The sequence below is a fragment of the Paenibacillus kobensis NBRC 15729 genome, assembly GCF_004000825.1.
In the GTDB taxonomy this organism is placed as follows: Bacteria; Bacillota; Bacilli; order Paenibacillales; family Paenibacillaceae; genus Paenibacillus_T; species Paenibacillus_T kobensis.
The window spans coordinates 1-12,559 of record NZ_BILZ01000094.1 but is presented as its reverse complement, the minus strand read 5'-3'; the positions used below and the strand labels follow the sequence as shown (position 1 = coordinate 12,559).

At 53.3% G+C, this 12,559-nt stretch carries 10 protein-coding genes and 1 pseudogene; 6 read left to right on the top strand and 5 right to left on the bottom strand.

Annotation, left to right across the window (positions count from 1 at the left end):
- Window positions 1–474: 474 nt before the first annotated feature.
- Entirely contained in the window at window positions 475–1,788 is a 1,314-nt protein-coding gene (locus PKO01S_RS27335; RefSeq protein ID WP_127534610.1) for a homocysteine synthase, read from the top strand.
- Window positions 1,789–1,891: 103 nt separating this feature from the next.
- Here the strand turns inward: PKO01S_RS27335 and PKO01S_RS27330 are convergent, their stop codons facing one another.
- The 3 genes from PKO01S_RS27330 to PKO01S_RS27320 all read right to left on the bottom strand — a co-directional run bounded on the left by PKO01S_RS27330 (window position 1,892) and on the right by PKO01S_RS27320 (window position 4,359).
- Complete coding sequence (locus PKO01S_RS27330) at window positions 1,892–2,665, bottom strand: SGNH/GDSL hydrolase family protein (RefSeq protein WP_127534609.1); 774 nt, start codon at window positions 2,663–2,665, stop codon at window positions 1,892–1,894.
- 212 nt (window positions 2,666–2,877) lie between these two features.
- A complete protein-coding gene (locus PKO01S_RS27325) occupies window positions 2,878–3,462 on the bottom strand; it encodes a thioredoxin family protein (RefSeq protein ID WP_127534608.1) in 585 nt (194 codons plus the stop codon).
- Window positions 3,463–3,528: 66 nt separating this feature from the next.
- On the bottom strand, window positions 3,529–4,359 hold the full coding sequence (locus PKO01S_RS27320) for an AraC family transcriptional regulator (RefSeq protein WP_127534607.1): 831 nt from the start codon (window positions 4,357–4,359) through the stop codon (window positions 3,529–3,531).
- A gap of 175 nt (window positions 4,360–4,534) precedes the next feature.
- Here PKO01S_RS27320 and PKO01S_RS27315 point away from each other — a divergent pair, with 175 nt between their 5' ends.
- Entirely contained in the window at window positions 4,535–5,824 is a 1,290-nt protein-coding gene (locus tag PKO01S_RS27315; RefSeq protein ID WP_127534606.1) for a Gfo/Idh/MocA family oxidoreductase, read from the top strand.
- A gap of 632 nt (window positions 5,825–6,456) precedes the next feature.
- Window positions 6,457–7,404 (top strand): WG repeat-containing protein, encoded by a 948-nt coding sequence (locus tag PKO01S_RS27310; RefSeq protein ID WP_127534605.1) that lies wholly within the window; start codon window positions 6,457–6,459, stop codon window positions 7,402–7,404.
- 519 nt (window positions 7,405–7,923) lie between these two features.
- Here PKO01S_RS27310 and PKO01S_RS27305 read toward each other — a convergent pair.
- Together PKO01S_RS27305 and PKO01S_RS27300 are read right to left on the bottom strand one after the other, a co-directional pair.
- Complete coding sequence (locus tag PKO01S_RS27305; RefSeq protein ID WP_127534604.1) at window positions 7,924–8,613, bottom strand: AIM24 family protein; 690 nt, start codon at window positions 8,611–8,613, stop codon at window positions 7,924–7,926.
- Complete coding sequence (locus PKO01S_RS27300; protein WP_127534603.1) at window positions 8,610–9,062, bottom strand: hypothetical protein; 453 nt, start codon at window positions 9,060–9,062, stop codon at window positions 8,610–8,612. Before PKO01S_RS27300 ends, PKO01S_RS27305 begins: the two co-directional genes overlap by 4 nt.
- A gap of 528 nt (window positions 9,063–9,590) precedes the next feature.
- Between PKO01S_RS27300 and PKO01S_RS27295 the strand changes: the two genes are divergently transcribed.
- The 3 genes and pseudogenes from PKO01S_RS27295 to PKO01S_RS27285 all read left to right on the top strand — a co-directional run.
- The gene (locus PKO01S_RS27295; RefSeq protein WP_164779805.1) at window positions 9,591–11,168 is read left to right on the top strand and encodes an HNH endonuclease; all 1,578 of its coding nucleotides are present in this window, start codon (window positions 9,591–9,593) and stop codon (window positions 11,166–11,168) included.
- A gap of 67 nt (window positions 11,169–11,235) precedes the next feature.
- Entirely contained in the window at window positions 11,236–11,928 is a 693-nt protein-coding gene (locus tag PKO01S_RS27290) for a response regulator transcription factor (protein WP_127534601.1), read from the top strand.
- A pseudogene (locus PKO01S_RS27285) lies at window positions 11,925–12,559 on the top strand (sensor histidine kinase); the annotation flags it as partial. The gene PKO01S_RS27290 and the pseudogene PKO01S_RS27285, both read left to right, overlap by 4 nt.

The following is a 12,559-nucleotide window of genomic DNA, read 5'->3' as shown; positions in this document are numbered from 1 at the left end:
ATGATGGGCAGCGCGCGGATAAGAGTCCTTCGGGGACTCTTATTTTCCGCAACATCTGGATGCCACTCGCTAGGATATGGCCTAAGTCGATCTTTATCCAACATATTCAATCGGAATATTCAGAATAAAACGCACGGAGGCTGCAGAGCAGGCATATATTAGTTCCATACCGTTACTGCCGCGCACTGAACTGAAGCAAATGCCAACACTTGACATTCACAATGCTTTTGCCGGACAATGTGGATAGGCTGTGCTGCCGTACTAGCCCCAATGAACACTGAATATTCCGTTGACCGGTTACACTGGAGACGAAATCGATGAATGGCCGATAAAGGCGCACTGAGATTTCGTCTTTTTGGCTTATACGGGCGGCAGCTGTAGCAGTTCGTGCGAGCGGTTCGACCGTTGCCGCGGATTGCAAGCAAGCAACTATCCCATTTATCCCAATCATCATTCATTAGGAGGCTGTTATTCATGTCCAACGAGCAGAAGAAGTGGCGCCCCGAGACGCAGGCAGTACATGCCGGCCAAGAGATTGATCCGACGACGCTGTCGCGCGCAGTCCCGATTTACCAGACAACTTCCTACGGCTTCCGGGATACCGAGCATGCAGCTAATCTGTTCGGCCTTAAGGAATTCGGCAATATTTATACGCGTATTATGAATCCGACGAGCGACGTGTTCGAGAAAAGGGTGGCAGAGCTCGAAGGCGGCGCAGCCGCTCTCGCAGTCGCTTCCGGCCAAGCGGCGATCAGCTATTCGATCTTCAATATCGCCGGTGCGGGCGACGAGATCATCTCCTCTTCCAGCCTGTACGGCGGAACATATAATCTGTTCTCGACGACGCTGCCGAAGCTTGGCATTACGGTCAAATTCGTCGATTCCTCCAATCCGGAAAATTTCCGCGCGGCCATCACGCCGAATACGAAAGCGATCTTCGCGGAGTCGATCGGCAATCCGAGAGGCGACGTGCTCGACATCGAAGCGGTAGCCGAAATTGCGCATGACAACGGCATTCCGCTCATCATCGACAATACGTTCCCGAGCCCGTACCTGCTTCGTCCGATTGAGCATGGCGCGGATATCGTCGTTCATTCCGCGACGAAGTTCATCGGCGGACACGGTACGTCGATCGGCGGCATTATCGTCGACGGCGGCAAGTTCGACTGGGCGGCAAGCGGCAAATTCCCAGGTCTGACAGAGCCGGACCCAAGCTATCACGGCGTCGTCTATACGGAAGCGGTCGGTCCGATCGCCTACATCATTAAGGCTCGCGTTCAACTGCTCCGCGATCTCGGCGCATCGCTGGCGCCGTTCAACTCCTTCCTGCTGCTGCAGGGGCTTGAGACGCTTCATCTGCGTATGGAACGCCACAGCTCGAACGCGCTGGCGGTTGCGCAGTTCCTCGAGTCGCATGAGTCGGTGGAATGGGTCAGCTATTCCGGACTTCCGAGCCACGCTTCCCACGAGCTGGCGCTCAAATATTTGCCGCGCGGTCAAGGTGCCATTCTGACCTTCGGCATTCGCGGCGGCCTCGACGCGGGACGCAAACTGATCGACTCCGTCCAGCTGTTCTCGCATCTGGCGAACGTTGGGGATTCGAAGTCGCTCATTATTCACCCGGCGAGCACGACGCATCAGCAGCTCTCCGAGCAAGAGCAGGCTGCGGCAGGCGTAACGCCGGGCCTCATCCGTCTCTCGATCGGCACCGAGGCCATCGAGGATATTATCGAGGATCTCGACCAAGCGATCCGCGCAGCCGTATCGGCTTCCGGCCAACCTGCATAATCTTCAGCGAGAGATACGAATGATGACTAAAAAAGGGATATCCGATAGGCGGCTGTTGCCGCCGATGCCGGATATCCCTTTTTGCATAAAAGGAAGATCAAGATTACTTGCCGTAGGTCGGAAGGCTAAGCTTCAGTGCCGAGAAACCGATCGAAGCGAGAACCGCTTGTCCGAGAATCGTCGGGTGAATGTCGTTCTGTCTTACGAGCAGCTTCTGATTCTCGCCGAAAGCGGAGTAAGCGTCCGCCAGTGTAACGTTGTATGGAGCCAATACGTTAACGACGGCTGCGATATTCGGATTGACAACCGTCGTCAGCAGCGTCGTGAATTGAGCATGCATCGGATCTTCGACTTGAGCCGGATTGTAGATGTTGTAGACTGCAATTGGAGCGCTCGTATATTTACGAATCTCCAGAATCGAGTTCTTAATGTTGACGATCATCGCGGGAACAATCGTACCAAGCGCTTGCTGCAGTTTTACCGGATCGACGGAGCCGTCAGCTGCACGGGCAGCGCTGAGTGCGCCGAGCAGGTCATTGTTACCGATGTTAAGAGTAACGTAGTCCGCTTTTTGCAGGGAAGCGATGTAAGCCGAGTCTGTCTGCAAGGCGGTAAGCAGCTGCCCGGAAGTCATCTTCGGAACGCCATAGTTCGTTACTTTCAGATTTGCTGCCGCACCGAGCAAGTAAGGGAAAGCGAAGATGGACGGATTGTCGTTGTTCGGGCCTAGATTGTAGCCGTACGAGATGGAGTCACCGAGCGCGACGTAGGACTTTTGCGCAGGAGGCGTCTTGACGCCGTGCGCGGCTGCGAAGGAAGAGAAGAACAGTGAGGCCACAAGCAAGGTTGCGAATAATGCGCTGAATAACTTTTTCATTATGAATCCCCTATCATTATGATATTTTAACAACGTTCATAATTATTGGATTTATTCAGCGCGAAGTCTGTCGAATGGTGGCGGAGAATCGTGATTTTAGCAAAAATTTAACAGAAAATAGGGAGTTGCAAGGGTTCGCAATAAAAAGGGATGTTCTTCTATCGGCGCGGAGCCGGCTAAGAACATCCCTTATATTTTGCGTGAAGATTAATTTATAGCACCAGGTCGCATGCCTCAACGGGCATCCAATGCTCTTCTTGTCCGTCCCACTTGACGTTGCAGCCGATCGGGTTCGTCAGTTGAACCGTGACGGGCAAGCCGTTCGTATGCTCGGTTAGTGCGTTGTCGAGGTCGTTCACCGTCATTTTGCCCGATTCTCTCGGATTGTCGATGCCGCGTCCGGTGTAGACGAGCTTCCGATCCCGGTCGAATACGTAGAAATGAGGCGTCCTAAGCGCTCCATAAGACTTCGCGACCGCTTGCGATTCATCCCGCAAGTACGTCCAAGGGAAACGCTGCTCTTCCATCCGTTCTACCATGTGCTCGAACGAATCAAGCGGCTTCGTGCCTACGCTGTTGCTGTTGATGCCGACGAACTTGACGCCGCGGTCTGCGAACTTGTTCGCCGTCTCGCGCGTAATTTCGTCCGAACCGACTACATAAGGGCAATGATTGCAAGTGAAGAATACGACAAGCGTCTCTGCGTCTGCGAAATCGGCGAGCGAATACGTGCGTCCATCCGTAGCCGGCAGCGAGAAGTCCGGCGCTTGCTGTCCAATCTGAAGCGTGAATGACATTGGTAAATCCCTCCTTTACTGTTAGTATAGCGGCTGAACGAAGGGGAGGACAATGTACGGATTTGATTAAATCCGCACTTCTTTACGGTATTTGAGCGGGGTCATACCGACATGCTTGCGGAACATATGCTGAAAATGGGACAGATTGCCGAAACCCGAGCTTTCTGCGATTTCGAGTACTTTCCGGTCGGTCGTCCGGAGCAGCTCTTGGGCGTTCCGGATGCGAACGAGCTGCACGAACTCTGAATAGGTAAAGCCTGTCGAGCGGCGGAATAACCGGCTTAGATGCGCCGGGCTGAAGTAAAACATCGCTGCCGTCTCCTCGAGTCCAAGCGGCTCGGCGCAATGCGCCAAAATATGATCGATAACCGGCTGAATCCGCTCTTCGGACGGAGAGGACGCAGAATCCGGCAGTACGTTGCGGCTGCTGTTCTGTCTCATGGCGCGCCCGACGGATAGGAGCAGCTGCGACATCAGCGCTTGCAGCATCGGTTCGCGTCCGGAACGGTTAGCGCTGAACTCTTCGCATAGCTGATGGAGCAGCCGCTCGATCTGCAGCTTTTCTTCCCCGGTGAAAGGCAGCAGAGGAGACGGCATGTTGAACGCTTCCAGATGGAGCGGCATCACGTGCATGCCATGGTCGATATAAGAGTTCGAGAACTGCACCAGAATTCTCTCATGTCCAGGCACGCCGGGCGCATCGATCGTTCGGTGAATCACGCCGGGAGGGATGAGCACGAGCGTTCCCGGCTCAACCGTATAAGTCTGGTCCCGTACGAAATACCGCCTGCCGCCGGACAGCAGATAGTACATTTCGTAGCTGTCCTCCATTTGGTTCGACATGGCGAAAGGATGGCTGCGTTTGATTCGTTCCACGAACAAATACTGCTCGTTCATAGACGGTTCCTCCGGGTGCAGGCTGCAGCTTCGCTGCGGCTGTTTGATTTTACGAGCATAATAACACACTTTTTGGTTATTTAGAGCGGATTATAATAAGAAAACATTCGATTCTTGCATTACGATAAGTAAGGATACACTTACATGAACGCTTAACTCATAGGGGGTATACGGCTTGAAGGCGAGAAAAACATATGCGATTGTAGGCTGCGGCAGCCGGAGCGAAATGTTTTATGGCGCGCTTGCTCGTGATTTTAAGGAAACGTCGGAGCTGAAAGCTTTGTGTGATATTAACTATTCGAGAATGGCGCTGGCCAACCGATATTTGCAGGTCAAATACGGCCATGCCTCGGTTTCGGCGTACGGAGCGGACGCTTTCGATCAGATGATCGAGGAGCAGCGTCCGGATACGGTGATCGTTACGACGATCGACCGGCTCCACCATCATTACATTATCCGCGCCCTGGAAGCGGGATGCGATGTCATTACGGAGAAACCGATGACGGTCGATGATGAGAAATGCTGGGCGATTCTTGAAGCGGTCGAACGGACGGGACGAAGCTTGCGCGTTACGTTCAATTACCGATATGCGTCGTACCATTCGCGCATTCGGGAGCTCATTATGCAAGGGACGATCGGAGATGTGCATTCGGTTCATTTTGAATGGCTGCTGAACACGCAGCACGGCGCCGATTATTTCCGCCGCTGGCACCGCGATAAGCGCAACTCGGGCGGACTGCTCGTCCACAAGTCGACGCATCATTTTGACCTGGTTAACTTCTGGCTCGGTACGTATCCGGAGACGGTGTTCGCGTTCGGTGATTTGCGTTTCTATGGCCGGGAAAATGCGGAGATGCGGGGCGAGAAGCATTTTTACCAGCGGGCGTTCGGCAGTGAGGCGGCGAAGGATGATCCGTTCGCGCTGCATCTCGACCAGAACGAGAATCTCAAAGCGATGTATCTGGATGCCGAGCATGAGGACGGCTACCAGCGGGATCAGAGCGTATTCGGCGACGGCATCAGCATCGAGGACACGATGGGCGTCACGGTTCGGTACGAGAACAAGGCGATTCTCACCTACTCGCTTAATGCGTATATGCCCTGGGAAGGGTTCAACGTCGCGTTCAACGGCAGCCGAGGCCGAATCGAACTGAAGGTGGTCGAGCAGTCGTATGTGAACGGCGGCGGCGACAAAGCGCTCGAAGGCGCGGCGGAAGGCGCCAGCATCCTCGTATTCCCGATGTTCGGCACGCCTTATGCGGCTGACATCGAACTGGCTGAGGGTGGCCATGGCGGCGGCGATCCGGTGATGCTGAATGATCTGTTCGGCGACCCGGAGCCGGACCCGCTGAAGCGGGTTGCCTCGCATCGCGACGGCGCGATGTCGATCATGACCGGCATCGCCGCGAATCAGTCGATTCGCACCGGATTACCGGTGCGGGTGAGGGATTTGTTAAGGCGGTAAGGAGTAAATAAATGGATGAGAGAAATGAAGTAACCATGTTACAGCCCCTGAGGAGCGATGCTCCTTGGGGGTTGTTTGTTTTCTGGGAAGGGATGGTTTATTTAAGAAAATGTTGTTGTTGGTTATATCGTTGAGTAAGGCGTGTATTTCGTGCTGGAACACTATTGTGGTGGAGAATTAGGGAAACGATAGATGTCTGCTCACAATAATAATTTCCCATTGTCATTATATTGGGTTGCCAGCTTTTGATCCGTTCACGCTACTTGCTTACACAACTAGAATTGATCAAACTATCCGTTGACTTCACTTGTTGGAGTTTTAATGGCTCTCTCTAGCTGCTAGTGCTTAAATATGGTAAAGTGGCAATAGGTGAGACCAATTCAAAATTTGGGAAATCCGAATTCGAAATGAGTGTCTATTCGTTTGACGGTGGCGTTGTAAATTATATTGTCTGGTATGATGATGATAAAAATAAACGGAAAAATTTTGACAATATTTATCAAGCGGCGGCTTTTTATCATGAGGTTGAGTTAAAATCATTGATGCCAAAGAACACCCATTCCTGTTCCTGGCCCCGGGGGAGTTATTAAGAAAATACCTGGGGTAATAGTCGACATTCTTAAGGCAGCAACATGAGTATTATTGTCGAGGTGAGAAGTATGTTCCCGATACACGAAAATAGAATTTGGGGTTATATTGACATGAGAGGAAACGTAGTTGTCTCCCCACAGTTTGATGGTGCTTTTTATGGTAGCGAGGCGTTTTATAGAGTTAAGAAAAATGGTAAACAAGGTTTTATATCAATGGATAATGGTAATATCCCTTTGAAATATGATGTTGTAGGCGGGTTCAATGAAGGCTTTAGCCCGATTAAATGCGGTAGTGGATGGGGATTTATTGATAAGTGGGATAAGGTAATTATTCCACCCGTGTATCAACAAGTTAGACATTTTTCAGAAGGTTGGGCGTGGGTAAAAACGATTGAAGATGTCATTCAATATTTGGATGCAGAGGGCAATGTGCAGCTTCAATTCACTAATGTTGAAGTCGGGAATTTCTCACACGGGTTAGCGTTCTTTAGAGATAAGAAGACTAAACGTAATGGATACATTAATAAAGCAGGAGAATTGGTCATCTCCTCAACTTTATTTAATGCAGGTGTGCGATTTGCTGAGGGTCTGGCCCCTGCTAGGTACTACACTACCGGGAAAAAGTGTTTTATAAATACAAGTGGTGATATCGTCATCCCACCTCTATTCGATTCAGCTGATGATTTTTCCGAAGGCCTATGTTCTGTTGCAATTAATGGAAAGTGGGGGTATATCAATAAAATGGGGGATATAGTAATTCCGCTTCTTTTTGATTATGCTTCGGAATTTTATGAGGGAACAGCATATGTTGTTGTGGGCGATCAGTATGGAATCATTAATAAAACTGGTGAGTTTATAATCGAACCCAAATATGATGGAACCGACAACCAATCTGCTGATCAGAAGTTAATAAGATTTCATTTGGGGAAAAAGTTCATTTACGTGGATCGGCACACGGGAAACGAGATTTTTCAGTTTGATTACGTATAAGCCTTTGACAAATGCGATGTAAAAAACTTGTGGTATTCTTTTGGATTACAAATATTCCAACAAAAATAACTAATAGTTGTAAAAACGCAAACAACCTGTCATAATGCGGAATGCAACGGCGCTTGAGCAATTTAAACCAAATTTTAAGCACTTGAAATGACCCTCGATCATGCGGGTAATTTTCAGGTGCTTATTTACGTCCCGCTATAATTCTATAAGTCTAGTAATTATTAAATTTCGTAGCTGATACGGGGCGGGAAAATACAAATTTGCCTGGGGAGCTGTGTACAAAAATAACCGAGGATGTTGATGACGGACTATTGAATATATACGATGCTGAGCCCAAACACGAAGCATGGAGATGTGAAAGCTGCAACCGAATTTATGTGTTTGAAGGGAATAAGGTCATATTGAGATATGTCATTGAACAAGACAATCGTCAACCTTTGGATGCCAAGAAAGAGCAATGACAGCTGACGATCAGCCGTGTCATTGCTCTTGTTCATTCGAACACTATCCTCACTTAATATACACACTTCCGAAAGGCAGCACCTCGCGCAAAATGCGCTTGATCAAGCCGCCGTCTTGGAGCTGGGCTTCCAACTCAGCGTCGCGAGAGCCGGTCTGAATGAGGACGGGGCCGCTGCCGCTCAGCTCCCACTGAACATTCATATGTTGGCTGGCCAGCTGGTTGCCGTACACGGACAACCGGAGTGTCGCGGTGCCGGGGTAAGCGACAAGCGCACCCGCCTCCACGAACAGCGGCTTGTCCGGCTGGAGCTGCAGCGTCATGAGATCGCCGGCGGTAATGATGCCGAGCGTCCCGGGTCCCGTGAACCGCATGCGAGTGAGCTCTTTCGTGATCCAAGCGTTTTTCAGCTTTTGGATAATGGTCTTCATCTGGATGCCGTCCGTGAAAAACATAACGTGCCGCAGATCGAACAGCAGATTGCTGTTTTCCTCGATCTTGATTGTTTCGAGCGAACAACCGGACGGCAGACCGACGACAAGCTCGGACGGCCCTTGGAACAACGAACGAATCATTTTGCGCTTGCGGTACATGCCTGCCAGATTCATAATGCGATCTTCCCGGTGATGCGGCATGCCTTGAAAAGCGATGACCGACTTCGGATGGAGCAAATGAAGCTTGTCCTCTTCATCGAGCGAGACGTGCACGTGACCGAGCCGTTCGGGCGTTACGACTTTCATCCGCTGATCCCGCCTTCGCGGTACGGCTTCTGCCTGCGCCAGGATGCATAACGCCAGATGCGGATCGCTAGGAAGTAGGCGACGAATAATCCTGCCACTATGGCTCCGCCTGTATAGAGCTTATGCTGAAAAGCTTCTTTCTTGTGGCGGGCTTGATCAAGTTCGGCCTGCATCGCTGCGTTCTGATCCATCAATTGCTGATTTTGCGCAAGCAGCTCCTCTTGTTTCCGGGCGAGTTCTTCAGTCGCCAGCTTCGATTGCTCGAGCTGGGATGATAGTTCCTCGTTCGCTTCCTTATACTTCTGCTCGATCTCGTCGATTTTGTCCGGTGCTTGGTAAATATCTTGAACCCGGCTGAAAAAGCCTGCTTGAGCGGGCTCCGCCGCAAGCGCGCAAACGATAACGATAAACATACTAATAATTCCCATCATACGTATAATGGCGCGCATAGGACAACCTCCTGTCCCGATCATGAAATGTGGTATTTCTATAATACCGCGAAATAAGTAGAAAAGTTGCAGGATTAATCACTTCCATTAAATAATCGGCAGTCTGAATGAAGGGAAAGCAGCGAATATAGGGCGTGGCGGGCATAAGAATGTTGGGTTGGCGCGCCTCGCATGGTGTGTAACGAATCGTAGAAGCCTTATTGGGCTGAATAAGGCGGGTTTTCGATTCTAACGAACTGAGGCGTTCTTATTTCCTCCAAATCGGCTCGATACGAGCACTTCAGCCCGAAATAACGCTTCTGGAGTTCGTTAGAGCGGCGAATAGGTGATATATCGTCAAATAGCGCTTCTACGATTCGTTAGCCGAGGCACGTATCAAACGTCGGTGGAGCAGTTGCATCTGCGGTTTAATAACAATTGCACGACTGCCGTTCCTTGCGGTATGCCCGGATTTTGGTTAACATGAAGGAAAGTTAGGTGTGGTCAATGTCCGAGGCAGCACCAATGGGGAACGGAGCGGGAATGGGCATGAATATGATAAAATGCGCCGATTGCAGCGGCGAGAAGCCGCCGGAATCGTATCCGAAGCGCTCCGGGCGAGGGTCGCGGCGGGGCATATGCCGCAGTTGCCTGCGGTCGCGCAAGCGGCTGAAGGCAGCTGCCGAGAATGCGGCATCGCCGGGCGGACCGGCTGCGTCGGCGCAAGAAAGCGCTGGCGCGCAATTAATTGCGCAAGCGCTTTATATGGATGAGCGCGCGGCGGACGCGCTGCTCGCCGCAAGCGAACAAGCGGCTGCGCGGGAACGCGGGGCGGAGCCGGACGACGATCCGCAAGCGGAGCCGCCGCATGAAGGCGAAGCAGCATCGGCCGCAGATGCGGCCGATGCTGCCGATACAGGCGAAGCGCCGCGCAAGAATAAGCGGAAGCGCAAACGAAACCGGCGTAACAAAGCGAAGCATGCGGCGGCTGAAGATATAGCCGCAATGCAAGAAGCTGGCGAGGAACAGCAGTCCGCGCATGAAGCCGGAGCTTGCGGCGCGGAAGCCGCCGAGCAGTCGGAGCCGCCAGCCAGGGAACAAGGCGAAGTTGAGAATGAGGATGAGCAGCCGCGCAAGAAGCGCAAGCGCCGGAGAAAGCGCGGCGGCAAAGCGAAGAAGCGGGCCGCCAACGGGGAGCTTCTTCCGGAAGAAGAAGCAGCGGACGATAGTGCGGACGCTGACCAGTCCCCTTACGGCGCGGTGAAGCATGATCATGATGCCGCTGAAACGGATGATGCGCCAGCGGACGCGGGCAGCAATGAGCTTCAGCATCAGCAGCTGTCATCCGGGCCTGAAGCAGGGGAAGAAAAGGAACTGCCCGCTAAGCACAAACGGAAACGAAAGCGGAAGCGGAAGCGCGGCAAGAAAGCGAAGAAGGTGCTGACGGCGTCTGCGCCGGATGGAACCTCTCCATCTCATGAAGACGGCACCGGATTTGACGAAGATGAGCTTGACTCCGACGATACGAATGAAGCAGAGTCTGCGGACAGCGAGTCTGTAAGTTCAAGCGAACAAGCAGAAGCCGGCGAGGATGGCGGGGAGAAGAAGCCGGCCAAACGCAAGCGCAAAAGAAAACGGCGCCGCAAAGGCAAACGAGCCGCCGAGACGGACACTGAGGCGCTGGAACCGAAGCGCCCAGCCGTAAGGCCGCCGAACAAGCGGATCGTACCGTTCAAAGGGCCGTTCGTCTACGATTCCTCGATATTGAACGACAAAGGCACGGGCATGATCCGGCTGCGGGGACGCCGCGAGACCGGGAAGCGTTGGCATACCGAGATCGAGAAGGAGATCGCGGTACGGATGGTGAACGAAGGAGCGGCGGGCATTATTCATCCGCGCCTTATTCATAAGCTGTATACGAAGAGCGACTTCCGTCTGCTTATTCTGCAGCGGGACAATTACGTCTGCCGCTATTGCGGCAAGTTCGGCGACACGATCGACCATGTGATGCCGAAGTCGAAGGGTGGATTGTCGACGCCGATGAACTGCGTATGCGCCTGCAGCGAATGCAATCTGCTGAAGGCGGATAAGCTTGATTTTCCGTTCCCGGACGATTGGGACGAATGACATAACGACGACGGCTGCCGTGACGGCGGACAGCCTGCGTCGTTTTTTGCTAAGGAGGAATGCTCGGATGACGACGCGTATTCTAGTGGCGGATGACGAACCGGGAATCGCAAGCGCGGTCGCCTATGCGCTGCGCCGGGAAGGGTTCGAGGTGATGGTCGCCGCAGACGGCGAGCAGGCGCTCTCCGCCGTGGCGAGCTTTCATCCGCATGTGCTGCTGCTTGACGTGATGATGCCGAAGCTGAGCGGCTTCGACGTATGCAGAAGACTTCCGCAGGAAGGCCGGCCGGGCGTTATTCTGCTGACGGTGAAGAACGACATCGTTGACAAAGTGCTTGGACTGGAGCTGGGCGCCGACGACTACATGACGAAGCCGTTCGACATTCGGGAGCTGCTCGCCCGGACCAATGCGCTGCTGCGCAGACTGGAGGCACGAAGCGGGGCAGATGCTTCGCCGCCGGGCGTGGAGATCGACGGCTTGGTCATTCGCAGAGACAGCCGTACGGTGACATGCGAAGGCAAGCCGATCGAGCTGACGCCGAAAGAATTCGAGCTGCTGGCGCTATTGCTCGAAAGGCCGGAGCGGGCGTTCTCGCGGGACGAGCTGCTGGAGCTTGTGTGGGATATCGACTATGAAGGCGGTACTCGGACGGTAGACATTCATATTCAACGGCTGCGCAAAAAGCTGGGACCGAAGCATGCGCCGCTGCTGCAGACGGTGTTCGGCGTCGGCTACAAAGGGACGGCGAGACGTTCATGAGAATCGGCATTCGCTGGAAGCTTGGCTTGTTCATCGCCATCTTGCTTGCGCTGACGGTCGCTTCGCTAAGCGTGCTCGTGCTGCAAGGCATTGAGCGGAAGCAGCTGCGTGACATGGAAGATGAGCTCTCGCAGAAGAGCGGGCTTGCCGAAATCCGCGTTCGGCAGACGTATGTGACGGGTGAGCGCGAAGAGCCGCTCACGTTCATGCGTCGTCACGGGAGCGCGCTTGCGGTGGAGCTCGGGCAGCTTACGGGCACGCAGGTTGTGCTGTATAACCGGAACGGCGAGGAAGCGGGCAATTCGGTGCCGCTTGCCGGCGGTGCGGCGCCGGACGTCTCGGATACGCTTGCCTATGCGCTGGACGGGCAGACGGCCTATGAGCGGACAGGCTTAACCGTCCGCTATTTCGCTCCGCTGCAGGGGCCTGACGGCCGAATCGGCGCTGTGCAGATTCGGTATTCGATGGCGGCGGACCGCGATTTTCTAACGGATATCCGGCTGTTGTTCTGGCGTGCGGGAGCGACGGCGCTGGCGGTTGGCGTGCTGCTCGGCTTACTGTATTTAACCCGTTTCACCCGGGCGATCCGCAAGCTGAAGGAGGCGGCCGACCGGATTCGGCTCGGCAAGTA